Source organism: Pseudomonas sp. C6002 (assembly GCF_013385805.1).
Taxonomy (GTDB): Bacteria; Pseudomonadota; Gammaproteobacteria; order Pseudomonadales; family Pseudomonadaceae; genus Aquipseudomonas.
Map to the genome: position 1 here is coordinate 335,595 of NZ_JACAPH010000021.1, position 22,320 is coordinate 357,914.

Below are 22,320 nucleotides of genomic sequence, written 5' to 3' on the forward strand. Positions count from 1 at the left end.
CCCTGGAGTATTGGAATCGCGTTAGGCTTTGTAAATTGGAATATTCGGCACTCCACATTCGAAAAAACAAAACGCTCGAGCAAAATAAAAATGAAAAATTCGATCCAGCATATCCAGGCGTTTCTCGCCGTTGCCCGCACGGGCAGCTTTACCAAGGCCGCCAACGAACTGCATTTGTCGCCCTCGGCGCTGACCGTGCAGGTGCAACAACTGGAGGAATGGCTGGGCGTCGCGCTGCTCGACCGCAGCCCGCGCCACGTCAGCATCACCGCCGCCGGGCTGGATGCACGCGGGCCGATGGAGAAGCTGTTGCTGGACCTGGACAACATCGTCACCGGCTCCCGTGACCTGGCAGCGCTACGACGAGGCGTGGTGACCATCGCCGCCCTGCCCTCCGTGTGCGCCGGCGCGTTACCTCCCGCCCTGCGCCTGTTTCGCGAACGTTTTGCCGGGATCGAGGTCCGCTTGCATGACCTGGTGGCCCATCGCATTCACGCGCAAGTGCGTTCCGGCGAAGTGGATTTCGGTATTGGTGTGCGGGCGCGGCTGAGCCACGGGTTGGTGTTTGTGCCGGTGCTGAATGATCGGTTATGTGCGTTCGTGCCGCTGGATCATCCGCTGACTCGTTTTGCAAAGTTGAGCCTGGAGCAACTGGCCGACCAGCCGATCATCCTCACCGGCCGCGACAGCAGCGTGCGGGAACAGGTGGACGCGTTGTTCGATGAAACACGCCTGACGATGCTCGCGGGGATGGAGGCCAACTACATGTCGACCGTGTTGGCGTTGGTGCGGCAGGGCTTGGGGATCAGTGTGTTGCCGGAATCGGCGGCGGACAGTCTGGAGGGGTTGAAGCGGATTACCATTGATCATCCGGGGGTGAACCGGGAGATCGGGTTGATCAGTCGCAGTGGACAGCCGTTGAGCCCAGCGGCGCAGCGCTGTTTTGAGTTGCTCAGTGAAGAATTACCTGGCGCACCGCAAAACTAAATGTGGGAGCGGGCTTGCTCGCGAAGGCGGTGGGTCAGCCAATACATGTGCTGACTGGTACACCGCCTTCGCGAGCAAGCCCGCTCCCACATTTTTGACCGGATTGTCAGCCCAGCATCGGCACATGCTTGGGATGGCTGGCCACGCGCTTCAACCACGCCTGCACGCCTGGATAGGCGCTCAGGTCAAAGCCACCTTCATCCGCCACATGGGTGTAGGCATACAGCGCCACGTCGGCAATCGAGAATTGGTCGCCCACCAGATACGGTGTCAATTGCAACTGGCGCTCCATCACCTTCAGGGCTTTATAACCGCCCTTGTGCAGCTTCTTGTATTCCTCCAGGCGATCTTCCGGCAGCCCCAGGTAAAACTGGATAAACCGCGCCACCGCGATGTACGGCTCGTGGCTGTACTGCTCGAAAAACTGCCACTGCAGAACCTGGGTGCGCAGGCGCGGTTCGCTGGGCAGGAACTCGCTGCCATCGGCCAGGAAGTTGAGAATCGCATTGGACTCCCACAGGCAGGTGCCGTCTTCCAGCTCCAGCACCGGGATCTTGCCGTTGGGGTTCTTGGCCAGGAACTCCGCGGTCTGGGTGTCGCCCTTCAGGATGTCGACATCGATCCACTCATAGTCGATGCCCAACAGGCTGAGCATGAGTTTGACTTTGTAGCAGTTGCCCGATTTGTAATCGCCGTAGACCTTGTACATGGAGGCTCCCCTATGCCGCTTGCGCGTGCTGTGCTTGACGGACCACCGCAGCGAGACGCTTGAGACCTTCGTCCAAGCGCGCCGGGTCGATATGGCTGAAATTGAGCCGCAGGTGACCGTGATGATTGTCCGGCTCGGAAAAGAACGGTTCACCGGGCATGAACGCGATGTCCTGGTCGAGCGCAGGTGCCAACAAGGTGCGGGTATCGAGCGGCTGTTTCAAGGTCAGCCAGAAGAATAATCCGCCCTGGGGTATTTGCCAGTCGGCCAGGTCGCTGAAATGCCGCGCCAGTGCAGCCTGGAAAGCGTCGCGCCGGCCCCGGTAAAAGCTGCGCAACTCTACCAGGTGATGCTGGTATTTCTCGGTGCCGATCCATTGCATCGCCTGCCACTGGCCAACGCGGTTGGTATGCAGGTCGGCTGATTGCTTGAGTTTGAGCAGGTGCGGGAACAGGTCCGGACTGGCGATCAGGTAGCCGACCCGCAGGCCGGGCAACAAGGTCTTGGATACGGTGCCGGTGTAGATCCAGCTGGCCTTTTTCAGCCGACTGACGATGGGTTGTGCGCTGCCGCCGTCGAAGGTCAGTTCGCGGTAGGGTTCGTCTTCGATCAGGGTTACGCCAAACTCGTCCAGCAACGCGGCGACGGCCTCGCGCTTGGCATCGCTGTAGCGCACCGCCGAAGGGTTCTGGAACGTCGGGATCAGGTAGACGAAGGACGGGCGATGCTGCTCAAGGCTGCTGCGCAAGGCTCTGAGGTCCGGACCGTCCGCCTCAAGCTGTACGGTCAGGCAATCGGCGCCGAACAGTTGGAAAATCTGCAATGCCGCAAGGTAAGTCGGGCCTTCCAGGAGGATTTTGGTGCCCTTGTCGATGTACAGCTTGGCCGCCAGGTCCAGGGTTTGCTGGGAGCCGCTGACCACCATGACCTGGCGCGCATCGCAGGCAATACCCAGCACCCGCGCCTCGGCCGCCAGCAATTCACGCAACTGTGGCTCGCCTTCGCTCATGCCGTATTGGCCGATATTCAGCGGCATGCCTTCCCAATCCAGCGTGGGCAGCATCACTTCGGCCGGCAGGCCACCGGCGAAGGACATCACCTGCGGCTTTTGCGCCGCCGCGAGGATTTCACGGATCAGGGAGCTTTTAAGACGCGAAACACGTTCTGAGAAGGCCATAAGGGTCACCGGTAGCAAAGCCTGGGGAAAATACGTCAAACTGCTTGACCGAAATTACGACGACTTGGGCAGATACGTCAATATGCTTGACCTTAAAAACCAGACCAGCCAGCAAACCGCCATGGAAGCCTTCTTCTTCGGCTACCAGGCGTTCACCGCCAAGGCTGACGAAATGCTGGAGCGCCGCGGCTTGAGCCGGGTGCATCAACGCATCGTGTTTTTTATCGCGCGCTACCCGGCCTTGAGCGTCAAGGAGCTGCTGGAACTGCTCGGCGTAAGCAAACAGGCGCTGAACATGCCGTTGCGCCAACTGCAGGAAATGCACCTGGTGGACAGCGTGGCGTCCGAGACCGACAAGCGTAAGCGCCTGCTGGAGTTGACCGAGGAAGGCCGGCGTTTCGAACAATCGCTGCGGCGCGAACAGGTAAAGCTGCTGCAACGGGCGTTTGCCGAGGCAGGCGAGACGGCGGTAGAAGGCTGGCTGGCGGTAAACAAGGCACTCAGTGGCCAATCCTGAATTGCCTTTCATCCCCTTTCGCACACAAAATAGAAAACATTATTTGCTTTATTTGTATACAAAAGCATAATTCGCTTCGTGCGAGTTCCTGACCTATTGGTCAACAAAACCCGCTGGTACCTCAAAGCGCTGCTGCCCACTCATGTGTCCGGCGCTGGAAATAACAATAAAACTCTTGAGGAGTACTTGCTGTGGAAAGCCGCAAATCCGAAGCCCCTACGCTCGACCTCTCGCCAACCCACAACGGTTGGCTGGAACGCCTGTTCAAACTGCGCTTGCATGGCACCACAGTGAAGACCGAGCTGATCGCTGGCCTCACGACCTTTATCACCATGGCCTACATCATCTTCGTCAACCCCAACATCATGGCCGACGCCGGCATCGATCACGGCGCGGCGTTTGTCGCCACCTGCATCGCCGCCGCGCTGGGTTGCCTGCTGATGGGCCTGTACGCCAACTGGCCAGTAGGCCTGGCGCCGGGCATGGGCCTGAACGCGTTTTTCACCTACACCGTGGTCGGGACCATGGGCTACAACTGGGAGACGGCACTGGGTGCGGTGTTTATCTCCGGTGTGTTGTTCATGATCCTGACGCTCTCACGCATTCGCGAGTGGCTGCTCAACAGCATTCCGGTGAGCCTGCGCCATGCCATGGGCGCCGGCGTCGGATTGTTTCTCGGGGTGATCGGCCTGAAAACCGCCGGCATCATCGTGCAAAGCCCGGCCACCCTGATCAAGCTCGGCTCCCTGCATGAACCCGCCCCATTGCTGGCGGCCATCTGCTTCCTGTTGATTGCGATCCTCAGCTACCACCGGGTATTCGGCGCGATCCTGATCAGCATCATCGCCGTGACCCTCGCCGGTTGGGGCCTGGGCCTGGTGGAGTACCACGGCATCCTGGCCACCCCGCCAAGCCTGGCGCCGACCTGGATGGCCATGGACGTGATGGGCGTGTTCAACGTCAGCATGATCAGCGTGGTGTTCGCCTTCCTGTTTGTGCACATGTTCGACACCGCCGGCACCTTGATGGGCGTGGCCCAGCGTGCAGGCCTGGTGAATGCCGACGGCAAGATCGAAAACCTCTCCCGCGCCCTGAAAGCCGACAGCGCCTCCAGCGTGTTCGGCGCCATGGTCGGCGTGCCGCCAGTCACCAGTTACGTGGAAAGCGCCGCCGGGGTTGCCGCTGGTGGCCGCACCGGGCTGACGGCGGTTACGGTTGGCGTGTTGTTTATCGCAGCGATGTTTTTTGCCCCGCTGGCTGGCATGATTCCGTCCTATGCCACCGCCGGCGCGTTGATCTATGTGGCGATGCTGATGATGAGCGGCATGGCCCATATCAATTGGGACGACGCCACCGACAGCATTCCGGCGATCGTCACGGCCATCATGATGCCCCTGACCTTCTCGGTGGCCGACGGCATCGCCCTGGGTTTCATCACCTACGTGGCGCTGAAGGCCGGCACGGGTAAACGCAAGGAAATTTCCATCAGCCTGTGGGTGCTTTGCGCGATCTTCATCGCCAAGTTCGCGTTCCTGTAGGCCAACCCGCTTGACCCTGCCTCACCCCGTCGGGTGGGGCTTTTGTACGAATGGAGGAATGCAATGAGTCTGGAAACCTGGCTGCTGTTCAGCGGCGCTGCGCTGGTGGTGATCCTGATCCCCGGCCCCCTGTCCTTGCTGATGATCAGCAACAGCCTGAACTACGGCCTGCGCCGTTCGTACCCGGCCTTTCTCGGCGGGGTGATTGCTTCCATCTGCCTGCTGAGCGCCTCGGCGCTGGGTTTGGGTGCGTTGTTGCTGGCATCGGAACAGCTGTTCAGCGCCCTGAAGATCGTCGGCGCGCTGTACCTGTTCTACCTCGCCTGGCAGAGCTGGCAGCAATCCCGGCAACCGGCCCACGTCGCCGACGTACCGCAAGTGGCCGCCACCCCGCGTTTTCGTGCGCTGTTTGGCCGGGCCTTTGTGCTGGGCGCCAGCAACCCGAAGGACATCCTGTTTTTCGCCGCCTTCCTGCCGCAATTCCTCAGTGCCCAGCAGGCCTTTTTGCCGCAGTTGCTGATCATGATCGCCACCTGGACCGTGCTCGACCTGCTGTGCAAACTGGCCTACGGCCTCGGCGCACATGGCGCCGCGCGCTACCTGCGCAGCGGCAGGGGCCAGAGCTGGTTCAACCGGATCAGCGCGGGCTTGTTCACAGGCGCCGGCGCTGCGTCGCTATTGAGCCGCTGAAGATCCAGCCCCGATCGCACTGAAGATCGGGGCCGCCTTTATGGCGCAATCAGCAGGCGAAAAAAAGCCCGCAGTGTGAGCGGGCGAAAAACCAACGAAGAGCTTTGGGGGTGTGAAGCGCGGTGACGACTCAGCTACCGCGATAGGTGGAGTAGCTGTAAGGCGAAATCAGCAAAGGCACGTGGTAGTGATCCTGTTCGGCGCTGATGCCGAAGCGCAGCACCACCACATCGAGAAATGCAGGTTCGGGCAGTTGCACACCGCGGGCGCGGTAGTAATCACCGGCGCTGAACTGCAACTGATAGACACCGCTGCGGTAGTCATCGCCTTGCAGCAGGGGTGCATCGCAGCGGCCGTCGCTGTTGGTCAGGGTGCTGGCGACCAGCTCAAGCTGTGCGCCCTCGACACGGTACAACTCAACCTTGATTGCGCTGCCAGGGCAGCCATGCGCGGCGTCCAATACGTGTGTGGTCAAACGTCCCATAGCGTCTGCGCGCCTCCCGAAGTCAGTAAAAAGTGAAAGACCGCACCTTTTCAGGTCACTGAAAAAGTCGGCGATGGCTGATTAAGACACTTTTCAAAAAAATTGTACACAATAAATTCAACAAGCCTGCGTTCCGTGGCTGACGCCGATACTGTAGGAGCGAGCTTGCTCGCGAAGATCGTTAACGATAACGCAGCGCTTCAGGGTTAACGAGGCGCTCTCAGGTTTTTCGCGAGCAAGCTCGCTCCTACAGTGAATGAGGTTTTTTTCAATTTAGCTGACCAGTCAGGCAGGTTTCTTGCAGTGCTATTCTGCAAAGACCCTGCGGAAAAAATGCAGAAATACAGGCTTACAAAGTGCACACTAAGTTGTATACAATCAGTCATCGTTGTGACGCCACCCAGTCTTTCCGCTGCCCGGCCGCCACACACACCGCTACCACGAACAAGAAGGAAGACTGCAGTGAGCGCTGACTACCCACGCGACCTGATCGGTTACGGCAGTAACCCTCCTCACCCACACTGGCCGGGCAAGGCCCGTATCGCCCTGTCGTTCGTACTCAACTACGAAGAAGGGGGTGAGCGCAACATCCTGCACGGCGACAAAGAGTCGGAAGCCTTCCTGTCCGAGATGGTCTCGGCGCAACCGCTGCAAGGCGAGCGCAACATGAGCATGGAGTCGCTGTACGAATACGGCAGCCGTGCCGGCGTGTGGCGCATCCTCAAGTTGTTCAAGGAATTCGATATCCCGCTGACCATCTTCGCCGTGGCCATGGCCGCCCAGCGCCACCCGGATGTGATCCGCGCGATGGTCGCCGCCGGCCACGAGATCTGCAGCCACGGCTACCGCTGGATCGACTACCAATACATGGATGAGGCCCAGGAACGCGAGCACATGCTCGAAGCGATCCGCATCCTCACCGAACTCACCGGCGAGCGCCCACTGGGCTGGTACACCGGGCGCACCGGCCCCAACACCCGGCGGCTGGTGATGGAGGAAGGCGGCTTCCTCTATGACTGCGACACCTATGACGACGACCTGCCCTACTGGGAACCCAACAACCCGACCGGCAAGCCGCACCTGGTGATCCCCTACACCCTGGACACCAATGACATGCGCTTCACCCAGGTCCAGGGTTTCAACAAGGGCGACGACTTTTTCGAATACCTGAAAGACGCCTTCGACGTGCTGTATGCCGAAGGCGCGGACGCACCGAAAATGCTCTCCATCGGCTTGCACTGCCGCCTGATCGGCCGCCCGGCACGCCTGGCCGCCCTCAAGCGGTTTATCGAATACGCCAAGGGCCATGATCAGGTGTGGTTCACCCGCCGCGTCGACATCGCCCGTCACTGGCATGACGTACACCCTTTCCAGGGAGCCGCCAAATGACCGCGTTCCAAACCCTGAAACCGTCGACCCTGAGCCGCGACGAATTCGTCAAAGCCTTCGCCGACATCTACGAACATTCGCCATGGGTGGCCGAAAAGGCCTTCGACCTGGGCCAGGACGCTTCGATCGACGAGATTGAAACCCTGCACCAGCGCATGAGCGACATCCTGTTGAGCGCCGATCACACCAGTCAACTGGCCCTGATCAACGCTCACCCGGACCTGGCGGGCAAAGCGGCCGTCCAGGGCCAGTTGACCGAAGCCAGCACTAATGAACAGGCTGGCGCCGGTATTCACCAATGCTCGAGCGACGAGTTTTCGCGCTTCACCGAGCTGAACGATGGCTACAAGGCCAAGTTCAAGTTTCCCTTCATCATGGCGGTAAAAGGCAGCAACCGGCACCAGATCCTTGCCGCGTTTGAAACGCGCATTCACAACTCGGTGGAAGCCGAGTTCAAATGTGCGCTGGCCGAGATCAATAAAATCGCGTTGTTCCGATTACTGACCCTTTAGCAGACCTGGCCCGAGCGGTTCATGAACGCCCAGGGCCTGGCGAGCATCCCAAGCCACTTACTTTAAGGCAGACAAGAAGAATGAAAGCGCAACCCGTACCTTTCGAAAAGTTCGTCAACCTGGCCGACGCCCGCCTGGGCACCAAGATCATCTCTGTCACCGATGACTGGTTCGCCGACGCCAACCGTCTGTTCCAGCCGACCCCGGCCGTGTGGAAGGAGGGCGTTTTCGATGACAACGGCAAGTGGATGGACGGCTGGGAGTCGCGCCGCAAGCGCTTCGAAGGCTACGACAGCGCAGTTATCCGCCTGGGCGTACCGGGTTCGATCAAAGGCGTGGACATCGACACTTCATTCTTCACCGGCAACTTCCCGCCATCGGCGTCCCTGGAAGCCTGCTTCCTGGCGTCCGGCGAGCCGGATGACAACACCCAATGGGTTGAAGTGCTGTCGGCGGTGGAGCTGCAAGGCAACAGCCATCACTTCCACGAGATCAACAACGACCAGGCCTTCAGCCACCTGCGTTTCAACATCTACCCGGATGGTGGCGTGGCCCGTCTGCGTGTGTACGGCATTCCGTTCCGCGACTGGTCGGCGGTGGGCGACAACGAACAGGTGGACCTGGCTGCTGCATTGAACGGCGGCCGCGCACTGGCCTGCTCCGATGAACACTTCGGGCGCATGAGCAACATCCTCAACCCGGGCCGTGGCATCAACATGGGCGACGGCTGGGAAACCGCACGTCGTCGTACGCCGGGCAATGACTGGGTGATCGTCGCACTGGGCCACCCGGGCGAGATCGAGAAGATCGTGGTCGACACCCTGCACTTCAAGGGCAACTACCCGGACACTTGCTCGATCCAGGGCGCGTTCGTGAAGGGCGGCACCGACAGCCAGATCGAAACCCAATCGCTGTTCTGGCGCGAACTGCTGCCGGCGCAGAAACTGGAAATGCACGCTGAACACACGTTTGCCGAGCAGATCAAGGCGCTGGGCCCGATCACCCACATTCGTCTGAATGTGTTCCCGGATGGTGGTGTGAGCCGCCTGCGGGTTCTCGGTAAGGTCTCGAAGTAAGCGGTGAACCTGTGGCGAGGGAGCTTGCTCCCGTTGGGTCGCGAAGCGGCCCCAGGAAATGGGACTGCTACGCAGTCCAGCGGGAGCAAGCTCCCTCGCCACAAAAGCAAACAACACAGAATCCGGATAAGAAGACAGCCATGCGCACACTGATGATCGAACCCCTGACCAAAGAAGCCTTCGCCCCTTTCGGAGACGTTATCGAAACCGATGGCAGCGATCACTTCATGATCAACAACGGGTCGACCATGCGCTTTCATAAACTGGCGACGGTTGAAACCGCCACGCCAGAAGATAACGCGATCATCAGCATCTTCCGCGCCGACGCGCAGGACATGCCGCTGACCGTGTGCATGCTGGAACGACACCCGCTGGGCAGCCAGGCTTTCATCCCGCTGCTCGGCAACCCCTTTCTGATCGTGGTCGCGCCACTTGGCGATGAACCTGTATCGGGCTTGGTCCGCGCCTTCGTTACCAACGGCAGGCAGGGCATTAATTACCATCGCGGCGTCTGGCACCACCCGGTGCTGACGATCGAAAAGCGGGATGACTTCCTGGTGGTTGATCGCAGTGGCACAGGCAATAACTGCGATGAGCATTTTTTTAAAGAGGATGAGCGGTTGATCCTCGCCCCCCACCAATAAGAGAAGGTCTGATCACTCGACGACAGAGTGACAGGCGAGAGGTAAAGACTGTGGAAGCACATTTGATGGAATGGCTGAACCTGAGCGTGCGCTGGGTTCACATGATCACTGGCGTCGCCTGGATCGGCGCTTCGTTCTACTTCGTCTGGCTGGAAAACAACCTCAACCGCGTCAACCCCAAGGACGGCCTCGCCGGTGACTTGTGGGCGATCCACGGTGGCGGTATCTACCACCTGGAAAAATACAAACTGGCCCCGCCGACCATGCCGGACAACCTGCACTGGTTCAAATGGGAAGCCTACTTCACCTGGATGTCCGGCATCGCGCTGCTGTGCGTGGTGTTCTACGCCAACCCGACCTTGTACCTGCTGGCCCCGGGCAGCAGCCTCAGCGGTCCGGAAGGTGTGTTGCTGGGCCTCGGCTCGCTGCTGGCCGGCTGGTTCATCTACTCCTTTCTCTGCGACTCGGCACTGGGCAAGCGCCCCGCCCTGCTCGGCCTGATCCTGTTCGTGCTGTTGATTGCCGCCGCGTACGGCTTCAGCAAGGTGTTCAGCGGTCGTGGTGCGTACCTGCATGTGGGCGCCGTGATCGGCACCATCATGGTGGGCAACGTGTTCCGCATCATCATGCCGGCCCAGCGTGCGCTGGTGGCGGCCATCGCCGAAAACCGCACGCCCGACCCGGCACTGCCGGCCAAGGGTTTGCTGCGTTCGCGGCACAACAACTACTTCACCTTGCCGGTGCTGTTCATCATGATCAGCAACCACTTCCCGAGCACCTACGGCAGCCAATACAACTGGCTGATCCTCGCAGGTATCGCGGTGGCGGCGGTGTTGGTGCGTCACTACTTCAACACCCGTCACAACAGCCAGAAATACGCCTGGACCTTGCCGGTGGGCGCACTGGCAATGATTTGCCTGGCCTACGTGACCGGCCCAAAACCGGTGGCGACTGCACCGGAAGTGGCCAAGGCGCCAGCGGCCATCGAGTACCAGCCGCTGCCGGAAACGGCGTTGGGTGGCGGGCTTAAACCGGCTGCTCCAGCGGCACCTGCACCGGCACCTGCCGAAGCAGCACCGGCCCAGGCCTCGATTGATTTTGACAAGGTCCACGGGGTGATCCAGGAGCGCTGCGCGGTGTGCCATTCGGCCAAGCCGACAAGCCCGCTGTTCAGCACCGCACCGGCCGGGGTGATGTTTGATACGCCGCAGCAGATCCAGCAAATGGCCCCGCGCATCCAGGCACAGGCCGTGGCCAGCCAGATCATGCCGCTGGGCAATATCACCCAGATGACCCAGCAGGAACGGGACTTGATTGGCACCTGGATCACTCAGGGGGCGCGTACCAACTGACTGATTAACGCAGGACTAGTGTGGGAGCGGGCTTGCTCGCGAATGCGGTGTGTCATTCAACACTTCAGGTGACTGAACCACCGCGTTCGCGAGCAAGCCCGCTCCCACATGGGATCTGCGGTGTGCTTTGACGAATGAGTTCCACCCGGCAATTGAATGCCGAACAACACAACAATAAAAAGATCCGAGGTGTTGCATGTCCCAGCTAGAAACTCAGACTCCTGCCGCGCCCGCCATGGTGCGGCTGCCCCTCTTGCAACTGATTCTGGTAGGCCTGCAACACGTCTTGCTGATGTACGGTGGCGCCGTCGCCGTGCCTTTGATCATCGGCCAGGCCGCGGGCCTGAGCCGTGAAGAAATCGCCTTCCTGATCAACGCCGACCTGCTGGTGGCGGGCATCGCAACCATGGTCCAGTCCTTCGGCATCGGCCCGGTAGGCATTCGTATGCCGGTGATGATGGGCGCCAGTTTCGCCGCTGTCGGCAGCATGGTGGCCATGGCCGGCATGCCCGGCATCGGCCTGCAGGGGATCTTCGGTGCGACCATCGCCGCCGGTTTTTTCGGCATGGTGATCGCGCCGTTCATGTCCAAGGTCGTGCGCTTCTTTCCACCGCTGGTGACCGGTACCGTGATCACCGCCATTGGTCTTTCGCTGTTTCCCGTCGCGGTCAATTGGGCCGGCGGTGGCGCAGCGGCGTCCACGTTTGGCTCACCGATTTACCTGGCGATTGCCGCGCTGGTGCTGGTCACCATCCTGCTGATCAACCGTTTCATGCGCGGCTTCTGGGTGAATATCTCGGTGCTGATCGGCATGGCCCTCGGCTACGGGCTGTGCGGGATGATCGGCATGGTCGACCTCAGCGGCCTGGCGCGCGCCCCGTGGGTGCAAGTGGTGACGCCACTGCATTTCGGCATGCCCAAGTTCGAGTTGGCGCCGATCCTGTCGATGTGCCTGGTGGTGGTGATCATCTTCGTCGAGTCCACCGGGATGTTCCTCGCCCTGGGCAAGATCACCGGCCAGGAAGTCACGCCGAAAATGCTCCGCCGTGGCCTGTTGTGTGACGCCGGCGCATCGTTTTTTGCCGGGTTCTTCAACACCTTCACCCACTCCTCGTTCGCGCAGAACATCGGCCTGGTGCAGATGACCGGCGTGCGCTGCCGTTCGGTGACGATCGTGGCCGGCGCGTTCCTGATTGTGCTGAGCCTGCTGCCCAAGGCCGCCTTTTTGGTAGCGTCGATTCCACCCGCAGTGCTGGGCGGCGCGGCGATTGCCATGTTCGGCATGGTGGCAGCCACCGGGATCAAGATCCTCCAGGAAGCCGACATTGCCGACCGTCGTAACCAGTTGCTGGTGGCGGTGAGTATCGGCATGGGATTGATCCCGGTGGTACGTCCCGAATTCTTTGCACAGCTGCCGCTATGGATGAGCCCGATCACTCACAGCGGCATCGCCATGGCCACGATCAGCGCGCTGTCGCTGAACCTGTTATTCAACATCCTGGGTGGCGCCGAACGCGCTGCCCCAAGCGCTCACGCACACCCACATTGATTCCTGCGTCACAACAAAAACAATAACGATCAGGGAACACACCATGTACGCCATTCACCCGGGGCCGGCCACGCGCCGTGCCCCATTCTCGCCCCGCGCGCTCTTTAACGGCGCACTTGAGCACAGGCCTGGGAGTCAGTATTCTCGGCGCCCGCTCAAATCGACTCAAAAAAAAACAGCGAATGTAAAAGCTGACTGCAAGGCCAACTTATCCCGGCCCCACGTCCGCAGCCAACGTGTGCAAAAACTCTCCGAATTCGACTGTGTTCATCACAGCCGACGGGGATTTTTTGGCTTTTTAAACACCTTGGCGCAGCTCTTGCTAAAAGCATCAAAGCTGACCGAACAGACGATTTTTGCGGCAAGCCAAAAGACGCCACACCAGAGCGTCCGCTTAGAAAAAAAACCAGAAACCTTTACCTCGGGAGCAACCGAATGAAACGTACCGTGAACAGCCTGATGCTGGCAGGATCCCTGCTGGCCGGGGGCCAGGCCATGGCCGGTGATCTGTTGCAGTGGCAGAACAACAGCCTGACTTATCTGTGGGGCAAGAACTTCACTGTTAACCCGCAGATCCAGCAAACCGTGACCTTCGAACACGCCGATGCGTGGAAGTACGGCGACAACTTCTTCTTCCTCGACCGCATCTTTTACAACGGCAAGGAAGACGGCAATGTCGGCCCGAGTACTTACTACGGTGAGTTCAGCCCACGCTTGTCGTTCGGCAAGATCTTCGACAAGGACTTGTCGTTCGGTCCGATCAAGGACGTGTTGCTGGCGTTCACTTACGAGTTCGGCGAAGGCGACAACGAGTCGTACTTGCTCGGCCCGGGCTTCGACCTGGCAATCCCTGGTTTCGACTACTTCCAGCTGAACTTCTACCAGCGCCAGACCGAAGGCAATCGCCCGGGTGACGGCGTATGGCAGATCACACCGGTGTGGTCGTACACGATCCCGGTGGGCAACTCCAATGTGCTGATCGACGGCTTCATGGACTGGGTGGTGGATAACGACAAGAACGCCCGCGGCACTTACCACGCCAACCTGCACTTCAACCCGCAGATCAAATATGACCTGGGCAAGGCGTTGCATTGGGGCGAGAAGCAGTTGTATGTCGGTATCGAATACGACTACTGGAAGAACAAGTACGGGATCCAGGACAGCGGCGCGTTCGAGACCAACCAGGACACTGCGAGCCTGTTGGTGAAGTACCACTTCTAACCACACCGCCTATCCCCTGTGGAATCGGGTTTATGTGGGAGCGGGCTTGCTCGCGAATGCGGTGGGTCAGTCAATACATCTGGCGACTGACACACCGCATTCGCGAGCAAGCCCGCTCCCACACAAGCCCGCTCCCACATTCAGTCCGGTGTCAGGCCCAGGAACCGCTGCAACTCTTCGCGCTTGGCCAGCGCATCCCGCCTTCCCAGCTCGATCAATTCGCTGCAATACCCCGCCTCGAACAGCAGGTAGCTGAGCACACCCGCGCCACTGGTTTTGGTCGCCCCCGGCCCGCGCAGAAACAGGCGCAATGCCGCCGGCAATTCCTGGCGGTGACGTGCCGCGATTTCGTCGATTGGCTGACTGGGAGCGATCACCAATACTTCCACTGGTGCCAAACCTTGTATCGCCGCGTTGGCCGGCAACACGTGGCTGAACTGGTTCAGGCGCTCAAGCAATTCGATATCGCTTTCCAGGCTGTCGATGAACGTACTGTTGAGCATGTGCCCGCCGATCTGCGCCAACGTCGGCTCCTGGCCGGTGAAGGTGCGCGCCGGGTTCGATGGATCGTTGCCACGCGGGTTGCCACTGACCCCCACCACCAGCACGCGGCTGGCGCCCAGGTGCAACGCAGGACTGATCGGCGCCGACTGGCGCACCGCCCCGTCACCAAAATATTCCTGGCCGAGTTTGACCGGCGCAAACAGCAACGGAATCGCCGAGCTGGCCAGCAAATGTTCAACGGTCAATTGGGTGGGAATGCCGATGCGCCGATGCCGCAACCATGCATCGATGGTGCCGCCGCCCTGATAGAAGGTCACGGCTTGCCCGGACTCGTACCCGAACGCGGTCACCGCCACAGCATGAAGGTGTTTCTCGCGGATCGACTGCGCGATGCCTTCCAGGTGCAGTTTGTCGCGCAACAAGTCCCGCAGCGGCGAACTGTTGAGCAGCGCCACTGGCACCTGCGCCCCCATCCCCAGCAGGCTGTGGATAAGGAATCGACTGGCCTGGCTGATCACCCCGGGCCAGTCGCTGCGCAGCACCAGGTGGCTGCGAAAGCCCTGCCAGAAGGCGGTCAGGCGCTGGATGGCGGCGGTAAAGTCCATGGCGCCACTGGCCAGGCTCACTGCATTGATCGCCCCGGCCGAGGTGCCGACGATCACCGGAAACGGATTGGCCGCGCCCGGCGGCAACAGCTCGGCAATCGCCGCCAGTACCCCCACCTGATAGGCGGCTCGCGCCCCGCCGCCGGAAAGAATCAAGCCTGTGACCGGTTCAGCTGGGCGCATTGCATCACTCCATGGTGCTTGGGGACTTCAGATCAACGGCGACGTTTTTCATACAGTTTAGGTTCACCTGGCGGCCGGCTCTTGAAGCGGCGGTGCGTCCACAGGTATTGCTCGGGGCATTCGCGCACGGAGGCTTCGACCCACTGGTTGATGCGCAGGCAATCGATCTCGTCGGTTTCACCGGGAAAGTCGGTCAGCGGCGGATGGATCACCAGGCGATAACCGCTGCCGTCGGCCAGGCGTTCCTGGGTGAACGGCACCACCAGAGCCTTGCCCAGGCGGGCGAACTTGCTGGTGGCGGTCACGGTGGCGGCCTGAATGCCGAACAATGGCACGAAGATACTTTGCTTGGCGCCGTAGTCCTGGTCCGGTGCGTACCAGATCGCACGACCGGCCCGCAGCAGCTTGAGCATGCCGCGCACGTCTTCGCGCTCTACGGCCAGGGAGTCGAGGTTGTGCCGCTCGCGGCCACGGCGCTGGACGAAATCGAACAAGGGGTTGCCGTGCTCGCGGTACATGCCGTCGATGGTGTGCTTCTGCCCGAGCAAGGCGGCGCCGATTTCCAGGGTGGTGAAATGCAGGGCCATGAGGATCACGCCCTTGCCTTCCAGTTGCGCCTGCTTGAGGTGCTCCAGCCCTTCGACATGGGCCAGGCGCGCCAGGCGCGGCTTGGACCACCACCAGCTCATGGCCATCTCGAAGAACGCGATGCCGGTGGAGGCAAAGTTTTCCTTGAGCAAATGTTTACGCTCTTTAGCGGACTTTTCCGGGAAGCACAGTTCCAGGTTTCGTGCGGCGATACGTCGACGTTCACCGGCCACCCGGTACATTCCCGCCCCCAAGGCACGGCCAATCCCCAGTAAAGCCCGGTACGGCAACTGCACAATCAGCCACAGCAAACCCAGCCCCAGCCATAACAGCCAGAAGCGCGGATGAAAAAATACAGCTCGAAAACGCGGGCGATCCATTCAAGATTCCGGTAAAGACAACGGCCGCGCATTCTACAACGGTTCGACCCGGCTTGCGGCTAGCGGATGTTCTCGTTATAAGTCTCGACACTTTTCGTGACAAGCCGCTTTGCCGACCATGAGCCAAACCGAACCGCTAGACCAAGATCCCGTGTTCCAGTTGAAAGGCAGCATGCTCGCCATTACCGTGCTGGAACTGGCCCGCTACGACCTTGATGCCCTGGACCGCCAGCTCGCCGCCAAGGTCGCCCTGGCGCCGAACTTCTTCAACAATGCACCGCTGGTGCTGGCCCTGGACAAGCTCCCGGCCGGCCAGGGCGCGGTCGACCTGCCCGGGCTGATGCGCGTGTGCCGCCAGCATGGCCTGCGCACCCTGGCGATCCGTGCCAGCCGTATCGAAGACATCGCCGCGGCAATCGCCATTGAACTGCCAGTACTGCCGCCGTCGGGTGCCCGCGAGCGTCCGCTCGACCCGTTGGTCGGCGAAGAGAAGAAAAAACCGGAGAAACCGCCGGAGCCGACGATCAAGCCGACAAAGATCATCACCTCTCCCGTACGGGGCGGGCAGCAGATTTACGCCCAGGGTGGCGACCTTGTCGTCATCGCCCCGGTCAGCCCGGGGGCGGAACTTCTCGCCGATGGAAACATCCATGTATACGGCCCCATGCGTGGTCGTGCCCTGGCCGGCATAAAAGGTGACACCAAGGCCCGTATTTTTTGCCAGCAGTTGACCGCTGAGCTAGTGTCCATCGCAGGCCAGTACAAGGTTTCGGAAGATTTGCGCCGCGATCCGCTGTGGGGGGCCGGGGTACAAGTCAGCCTGTCGGGCGATGTGTTGAACATCGTTCGTCTTTAACGGATACTGCCGCATTTTCCAAGCATCTCTGGACTCTGATAGCACAGCGAAAACGGCAAAACTTGTGTAGGAATAATTTTAAGGTGGGGTTTGCCCAGGCAAACCGTGCTTTCTCCTACAAGAGCTGCCCGCCTGCAGCGAGTGACAAGAGATGTTTTTCAGGGACTAAAAAGTCCTTTTTCCTTAGGGGTGAAACACCTTGGCCAAGATTCTCGTGGTTACATCCGGCAAGGGTGGTGTGGGTAAGACCACCACCAGCGCCGCTATCGGTACCGGCCTCGCTCTGCGCGGCCACAAGACAGTTATCGTCGACTTCGACGTCGGCTTGCGTAACCTCGACCTGATCATGGGCTGTGAACGCCGCGTGGTTTACGACTTCGTCAACGTCGTCAATGGCGAAGCCAACCTGCAACAGGCCCTGATCAAGGACAAGCGCCTTGAGAACCTGTATGTACTGGCCGCCAGCCAGACCCGCGACAAAGACGCGCTGACCAAGGAAGGCGTGGGCAAGGTCCTCGCCGAACTGAAGGAAACCTTCGAATACGTGGTGTGCGATTCCCCGGCGGGTATCGAGACCGGTGCTCACCTGGCGATGTACTTCGCCGACGAAGCCATCGTCGTGACCAACCCTGAAGTCTCCTCGGTACGTGACTCGGACCGCATGCTCGGCCTGCTGGCCAGCAAGTCCCAGCGCGCCGAGAAAGGTGAAGATCCGATCAAGGAACACCTGCTGCTGACCCGCTACAACCCTGAGCGCGTCAGCAATGGCGAAATGCTCGGCGTTGAAGACGTGAAGGAAATCCTCGCCGTGACCCTGCTGGGTGTGATCCCGGAATCCCAGGCCGTCCTGAAGGCATCCAACCAAGGTGTGCCGGTGATTCTTGACGACCAGAGCGACGCCGGCCAGGCGTACAGCGATGCGGTAGATCGCTTGCTGGGCAAGACCGTGGAACATCGCTTCCTCGATGTTAAGAAGAAGGGATTCTTCGAGCGTATCTTTGGAGGCAACTAAACAATGAAATTTCTCGACTTCTTTCGCGCCAACAAAAAGCCAAGTACCGCGTCGGTAGCGAAAGAGCGTCTACAGATCATCGTGGCGCACGAACGCGGCCAACGCAGCACCCCGGATTACCTGCCAGCCCTGCAGAAGGAACTGGTGGAAGTGATCCGCAAGTACGTCAACATCGGTAACGATGACGTGCATGTCGCCCTGGAAAATGACGGCAGCTGCTCGATTCTGGAACTCAATATCACCCTGCCTGATCGTTGATCGAAAAGGCGGTCGCCACGGCGGCTCGGTTACCTGGCTCCCCTCACGGGGCCGGGTGAGCGAGCCGCCGTTGGCGTTTGTTACGAGGCTGTTTTAATGCCGTTGTCCAATGTCCATATCCTTCATCAGGACGCTGCTGTCCTGGTGGTGAACAAGCCTACCCTGCTGCTCTCGGTGCCCGGTCGCGCCGACGACAACAAGGACTGCCTGATCACCCGCCTGCAGGAAAACGGCTACCCCGAAGCCCGCATCGTCCATCGCCTGGACTGGGAAACGTCCGGGATCATCCTGCTGGCCCGAGACGCGGATACCCACCGTGAACTGTCCCGCCAGTTTCATGACCGGGAAACCGAAAAGGCCTACACCGCACTCTGCTGGGGCCAACCGGAACTGGACAGCGGCAGCATCGACTTGCCCTTGCGCTACGACCCACCGACCAAGCCACGGCACGTGGTGGACCACGAATTCGGCAAGAACGCGCTGACCTTCTGGAAAGTCCTGGAGCGTTGCGGCGACTGGTGCCGGGTTGAGCTGACACCGATCACCGGCCGCTCACATCAACTGCGCGTGCATATGCTGTCCATCGGGCATCCGTTGCTGGGCGATGGCTTGTACGCCCATGAACAGGCCTTGGCTGCCTGGCCACGCCTGTGTCTGCACGCCAGCATGTTGAGCTTCACCCATCCCCAGAGCGGCGAGCGTCTGCGCTTCGAGTGCCCCGCGCCGTTTTAACCTGTAAACGCAATTAAAATGTGGGAGCGGGCTTGCTCGCGAATGCGGTGGATCAGTTAGCTCATTCGGCGACTGACACACCGCATTCGCGAGCAAGCCCGCTCCCACATTTGTTCTGTGCACTTATCCCGTCGGACGGTAAACTCGCGCCATTGCTGTCTGGAGCTACTTATGCGCGAAGAGTTGAACCAAGGCCTGATCGACTTCCTCAAGGCCTCCCCTACCCCGTTCCATGCCACCGCCGCCCTTGCACAGCGCCTGGAAGCGGCCGGTTTCCAGCGTCTTGACGAGCGCGAGACCTGGACCACCGAGGCCAACGGGCGCTACTACGTGACCCGCAACGACTCCTCGATCATCGCCTTCAAACTCGGCCGCCACTCGCCCCTGCAAGGCGGCATCCGCCTGGTCGGCGCCCACACCGACAGCCCGTGCCTGCGGGTCAAGCCACAGCCTGAACTGCAACGCCAGGGCTTCTGGCAACTGGGTGTGGAAGTGTACGGCGGCGCGCTGCTGGCGCCGTGGTTCGACCGCGATCTGTCCCTGGCCGGCCGCGTCACTTTCCGCCGCGACGGCAAGGTCGAAAGCCAGCTGATCGACTTCAAGCTGCCCATCGCGATCATCCCCAACCTGGCCATTCACCTGAACCGTGAAGCCAACCAGGGTTGGGCGATCAATGCCCAGACCGAACTGCCGCCGATCCTTGCGCAGTTCGCCGGTGACGAGCGCGTAGACTTCCGCGCAGTGCTGACCGAGCAACTGGCTCGTGAACACGGGTTGAACGCCGATGTGGTGCTCGACTATGAGCTGAGCTTCTACGATACCCAGAGCGCGGCCGTGATCGGCCTCAATGGCGACTTTATCGCCGGTGCCCGCCTCGACAACCTGCTGTCGTGCTACGCCGGCCTGCAAGCCCTGCTCACCGCCGAAACCGATGAAACCTGCGTGCTGGTCTGCAACGACCACGAAGAAGTCGGCTCGTGCTCCGCCTGCGGTGCCGACGGCCCGATGCTGGAGCAGACCCTGCGTCGCCTGCTGCCCGAGGGTGATGAGTTCGTACGCACTATCCAGAAGTCGCTGTTGGTGTCTGCCGACAACGCCCACGGCGTGCACCCCAACTACGCCGAGAAGCACGACGCCAACCACGGCCCGAAACTCAATGCCGGCCCGGTGATCAAGGTCAACAGCAACCAGCGCTACGCCACCAACAGCGAAACCGCCGGGTTCTTCCGCCACCTGTGCATGGCCGAAGAAGTGCCGGTGCAGAGCTTTGTGGTTCGCAGCGACATGGGTTGCGGCTCGACCATCGGCCCGATCACCGCCAGCCACCTGGGCGTGCGCACCGTGGATATCGGCTTGCCGACGTTTGCCATGCACTCGATTCGCGAGCTGTGCGGCAGCCACGACCTGGCGCACCTGGTGAAGGTGTTGAGTGCGTTTTACGCGAGTCGCGACTTGCCGTAATTGCAGGATGAACACAAATCAAATGTGGGGGCGGGCTTGCTCGCGAATGCAGAGGGTCAGTCAATACATCGGGTGACTGATCCACCGCTTTCGCGAGCAAGCCCGCCCCCACATTTTGATCTTCATTGTTTGATAGATCGGGCTCAGTTCAACACTTCACTCAGCGGAATGAAGTTGACCCGGTCACCGATCTCCAGCGTCGTCCCCTCCAGCACTTCTACCAAACCTTCGGCCCACGCCGCGCTACGCAGCACACCCGAGCTCTGGTTGCGGTAGATGATCGCCTTGCCCTGCTCCAGCCGCCCGCGCAAATACTCGCGGCGATTCCCCGGCTTGGGCCAGACAAATCCCACGGGCACTTCAATGCGCAGCGGCTGCACGTCTTCCACGCCCTGGCGGCGCAACAGGTAAGGCCGCGCCAGCAAGGCAAAGGTCACCAGCGTCGACGCCGGATTGCCCGGCAAACCGATCACCGGTACACCACGGAAATGCCCGAACGTCAGCGGCTTGCCCGGCTTGATTGCCAGCTTCCACAGCGCCAGCTCCCCTTCTTCCCGCAGCGCAATCCCGAGAAAATCCGCCTCCCCCACCGACACACCGCCGGTGGACAGAATCAGGTCTACCGAGCCCAATGCGCCCAGGCGTTCGCGGGTTTGTTCCAGGTCGTCCGGCAGGATCCCGGCATCCACCACTTCGCAGCCCAGGCGCTCCAGCCAGCTGCACAGCACCCGGCGATTACTGTTGTAGATCTGCCCGGGCCCCAGCGGCAGGCCCGGCTCGATCAACTCGTCGCCGGTGGACAGCACAGCCACGCGGGCGCGTCGTACCACCTCCAGCCGATCACGACCCAGCGAAGCCGCCAGGCCCAACTCGATCGGGCCCAGGCGTGTCCCTGCTGGCAACACCCACTCGCCCACCGTGGTTTCCTGGCCTTGGGGACGGATGTTTTGATCCACCTGCAACGCTTCGGTGAAGCTCACCCGCTGATCGGCATGGACCACGGCGTTTTCCTGCATCTCGACGCAGTTCGCGCCCTCCGGTACCGGGGCTCCGGTGAAGATCCGCGCGCAGGTACCGGCAGCCAAGGGCTCGGGTGCCGTGCCCGCAAAAATGCGCTGGCTGACTACCAGTGGCTCACCGGTCCAGTCCGCCAGGCGCAGGGCGTATCCGTCCATGGCGCTGTTGGGCCAGGGCGGCAAGTCCAGCGTGGAGATCAACGCCTGGGCCAGCACCCGACCATCACACTCGGCCAGCGCCAACGTTTCCGGCTCGCGGATCGGCGCTGCCTCGGCCATCGCCAGCAATTGTTCGAGGGCGTCTTCCACCGGCATCAACGCGCCGGTCTTGCCCGGCTTACCCACGGGATTCACAGGGCTCGGCCTGTTTCAAATGCGGGACGAAGTTGCACGGGCGGTGACGGTTATCCAATTGCTCGGCGAGAATCCCGTCCCAACCGGTGCGCACCGCGTTGGTGGAGCCCGGCAGGCAGCACACCAGTGTGCCGTTGGCCAGGCCGGCCAGGGCACGGGATTGCACGGTGGAGGTGCCGATATCGGCCACGGAGATTTGCCGGAACAGTTCGCCGAAACCATCCACCTGCTTATCCAGCAGGCAGCTCACCGCTTCCGGGGTGCTGTCGCGGCCGGTGAAGCCGGTGCCGCCGGTGATCAACACCACCTGCACCACGTCTTCGGCAATCCAGTGCGCCACTTGCGCACGGATTTTGTACAGATCATCTTTAAGCAAAACTCGCTCGGCCAGCAGGTGACCGGCGGCGGTCAGGCGGTCGACGAAGACCTGGCCCGAGGTGTCGGTTTCCAGGGTGCGGGTGTCGCTGACCGTCAATACAGCGATATTCAGGGGTACAAAGGGCGCATCAGCCTTGGCTTTCATGGC

At 60.9% G+C, this 22,320-nt stretch carries 24 protein-coding genes; 17 read left to right on the forward strand and 7 right to left on the reverse strand.

Translation table 11 applies throughout. From position 1 onward, the window contains the following. Nucleotides 1-90 precede the first annotated feature (90 nt). Nucleotides 91-987: a LysR family transcriptional regulator gene (locus tag HX817_RS15500; RefSeq protein WP_177040531.1), complete on the forward strand. Its 897-nt coding sequence runs from the start codon at nucleotides 91-93 to the stop codon at nucleotides 985-987. A 106-nt stretch (nucleotides 988-1,093) separates the two neighbouring features. Here the strand turns inward: HX817_RS15500 and HX817_RS15505 are convergent, their stop codons facing one another. Together HX817_RS15505 and HX817_RS15510 are read right to left on the reverse strand one after the other, a co-directional pair. Next, nucleotides 1,094-1,696, reverse strand: a complete 603-nt coding sequence (locus HX817_RS15505; protein WP_008432197.1) for a glutathione S-transferase family protein — start codon at nucleotides 1,694-1,696, stop codon at nucleotides 1,094-1,096. A gap of 10 nt (nucleotides 1,697-1,706) precedes the next feature. Continuing rightward, entirely contained in the window at nucleotides 1,707-2,873 is a 1,167-nt protein-coding gene (locus tag HX817_RS15510) for a PLP-dependent aminotransferase family protein (RefSeq protein WP_003212839.1), read from the reverse strand. Between the two features lie 82 nt (nucleotides 2,874-2,955). Between HX817_RS15510 and HX817_RS15515 the strand changes: the two genes are divergently transcribed. The 3 genes from HX817_RS15515 (at nucleotide 2,956) to HX817_RS15525 (ending at nucleotide 5,618) form a co-directional block, all read left to right on the forward strand. After that, a complete protein-coding gene (locus tag HX817_RS15515) occupies nucleotides 2,956-3,390 on the forward strand; it encodes a MarR family winged helix-turn-helix transcriptional regulator (protein ID WP_003212841.1) in 435 nt (144 codons plus the stop codon). A gap of 191 nt (nucleotides 3,391-3,581) precedes the next feature. Further along, nucleotides 3,582-4,928, forward strand: a complete 1,347-nt coding sequence (locus HX817_RS15520; RefSeq protein ID WP_177040532.1) for an NCS2 family permease — start codon at nucleotides 3,582-3,584, stop codon at nucleotides 4,926-4,928. A gap of 63 nt (nucleotides 4,929-4,991) precedes the next feature. Beyond that, complete coding sequence (locus HX817_RS15525) at nucleotides 4,992-5,618, forward strand: LysE family translocator (RefSeq protein ID WP_008432192.1); 627 nt, start codon at nucleotides 4,992-4,994, stop codon at nucleotides 5,616-5,618. 130 nt (nucleotides 5,619-5,748) lie between these two features. Here HX817_RS15525 and uraH read toward each other — a convergent pair whose 3' ends face one another. Then, complete coding sequence (uraH, locus tag HX817_RS15530; protein WP_003209117.1) at nucleotides 5,749-6,102, reverse strand: hydroxyisourate hydrolase; 354 nt, start codon at nucleotides 6,100-6,102, stop codon at nucleotides 5,749-5,751. Between the two features lie 462 nt (nucleotides 6,103-6,564). Between uraH and puuE the strand changes: the two genes are divergently transcribed. From puuE to HX817_RS15570, 8 genes are all read left to right on the forward strand, one after another. Beyond that, nucleotides 6,565-7,491 carry an allantoinase PuuE gene (puuE, locus tag HX817_RS15535; protein WP_008432189.1) on the forward strand — a complete coding sequence of 309 codons (927 nt, stop codon included), beginning with the start codon at nucleotides 6,565-6,567 and terminating at the stop codon, nucleotides 7,489-7,491. Continuing rightward, nucleotides 7,488-8,003 (forward strand): 2-oxo-4-hydroxy-4-carboxy-5-ureidoimidazoline decarboxylase, encoded by a 516-nt coding sequence (gene uraD / locus HX817_RS15540; protein ID WP_102606293.1) that lies wholly within the window; start codon nucleotides 7,488-7,490, stop codon nucleotides 8,001-8,003. The genes puuE and uraD overlap by 4 nt, the downstream gene beginning before the upstream one ends. Nucleotides 8,004-8,083: 80 nt before the next feature. After that, nucleotides 8,084-9,079 (forward strand): allantoicase, encoded by a 996-nt coding sequence (alc, locus tag HX817_RS15545; RefSeq protein ID WP_003209112.1) that lies wholly within the window; start codon nucleotides 8,084-8,086, stop codon nucleotides 9,077-9,079. 140 nt (nucleotides 9,080-9,219) lie between these two features. Continuing rightward, nucleotides 9,220-9,723, forward strand: a complete 504-nt coding sequence (locus HX817_RS15550) for an ureidoglycolate lyase (RefSeq protein WP_003209110.1) — start codon at nucleotides 9,220-9,222, stop codon at nucleotides 9,721-9,723. A gap of 50 nt (nucleotides 9,724-9,773) precedes the next feature. Continuing rightward, on the forward strand, nucleotides 9,774-11,075 hold the full coding sequence (locus HX817_RS15555; protein WP_008432185.1) for a urate hydroxylase PuuD: 1,302 nt from the start codon (nucleotides 9,774-9,776) through the stop codon (nucleotides 11,073-11,075). Between the two features lie 196 nt (nucleotides 11,076-11,271). Next, entirely contained in the window at nucleotides 11,272-12,624 is a 1,353-nt protein-coding gene (locus HX817_RS15560) for a nucleobase:cation symporter-2 family protein (RefSeq protein ID WP_177040533.1), read from the forward strand. Between the two features lie 43 nt (nucleotides 12,625-12,667). Beyond that, entirely contained in the window at nucleotides 12,668-13,063 is a 396-nt protein-coding gene (locus tag HX817_RS15565) for a hypothetical protein (RefSeq protein WP_134326009.1), read from the forward strand. Next, nucleotides 13,060-13,845, forward strand: coding sequence for an outer membrane protein OmpK (locus tag HX817_RS15570; protein ID WP_003209104.1), 786 nt, complete (start codon nucleotides 13,060-13,062; stop codon nucleotides 13,843-13,845). Before HX817_RS15565 ends, HX817_RS15570 begins: the two co-directional genes overlap by 4 nt. A gap of 140 nt (nucleotides 13,846-13,985) precedes the next feature. Here HX817_RS15570 and HX817_RS15575 read toward each other — a convergent pair whose 3' ends face one another. Continuing rightward, on the reverse strand, nucleotides 13,986-15,137 hold the full coding sequence (locus HX817_RS15575; RefSeq protein ID WP_087694783.1) for a patatin-like phospholipase family protein: 1,152 nt from the start codon (nucleotides 15,135-15,137) through the stop codon (nucleotides 13,986-13,988). Nucleotides 15,138-15,169: 32 nt separating this feature from the next. Beyond that, nucleotides 15,170-16,105, reverse strand: a complete 936-nt coding sequence (locus tag HX817_RS15580; RefSeq protein ID WP_003209101.1) for a lipid A biosynthesis lauroyl acyltransferase — start codon at nucleotides 16,103-16,105, stop codon at nucleotides 15,170-15,172. Nucleotides 16,106-16,223: 118 nt separating this feature from the next. Between HX817_RS15580 and minC the strand changes: the two genes are divergently transcribed. The 5 genes from minC to HX817_RS15605 all read left to right on the forward strand — a co-directional run bounded on the left by minC (nucleotide 16,224) and on the right by HX817_RS15605 (nucleotide 20,424). Further along, entirely contained in the window at nucleotides 16,224-16,961 is a 738-nt protein-coding gene (gene minC / locus HX817_RS15585) for a septum site-determining protein MinC (RefSeq protein ID WP_177040534.1), read from the forward strand. A gap of 199 nt (nucleotides 16,962-17,160) precedes the next feature. Further along, nucleotides 17,161-17,973 (forward strand): septum site-determining protein MinD, encoded by an 813-nt coding sequence (gene minD / locus HX817_RS15590; RefSeq protein ID WP_003209098.1) that lies wholly within the window; start codon nucleotides 17,161-17,163, stop codon nucleotides 17,971-17,973. A 3-nt stretch (nucleotides 17,974-17,976) separates the two neighbouring features. Further along, nucleotides 17,977-18,231: a cell division topological specificity factor MinE gene (gene minE / locus HX817_RS15595; RefSeq protein ID WP_003175252.1), complete on the forward strand. Its 255-nt coding sequence runs from the start codon at nucleotides 17,977-17,979 to the stop codon at nucleotides 18,229-18,231. Between the two features lie 96 nt (nucleotides 18,232-18,327). Further along, nucleotides 18,328-18,963 carry an RluA family pseudouridine synthase gene (locus HX817_RS15600; protein ID WP_008432172.1) on the forward strand — a complete coding sequence of 212 codons (636 nt, stop codon included), beginning with the start codon at nucleotides 18,328-18,330 and terminating at the stop codon, nucleotides 18,961-18,963. Nucleotides 18,964-19,134: 171 nt separating this feature from the next. Then, nucleotides 19,135-20,424 (forward strand): M18 family aminopeptidase, encoded by a 1,290-nt coding sequence (locus HX817_RS15605; protein ID WP_003209095.1) that lies wholly within the window; start codon nucleotides 19,135-19,137, stop codon nucleotides 20,422-20,424. A gap of 143 nt (nucleotides 20,425-20,567) precedes the next feature. Here HX817_RS15605 and glp read toward each other — a convergent pair whose 3' ends face one another. Beyond that, nucleotides 20,568-21,794, reverse strand: a complete 1,227-nt coding sequence (glp, locus tag HX817_RS15610; RefSeq protein WP_177040535.1) for a gephyrin-like molybdotransferase Glp — start codon at nucleotides 21,792-21,794, stop codon at nucleotides 20,568-20,570. Next, nucleotides 21,778-22,317, reverse strand: a complete 540-nt coding sequence (gene moaB, locus HX817_RS15615) for a molybdenum cofactor biosynthesis protein B (RefSeq protein ID WP_003209092.1) — start codon at nucleotides 22,315-22,317, stop codon at nucleotides 21,778-21,780. Before moaB ends, glp begins: the two co-directional genes overlap by 17 nt. Nucleotides 22,318-22,320 lie beyond the last annotated feature (3 nt).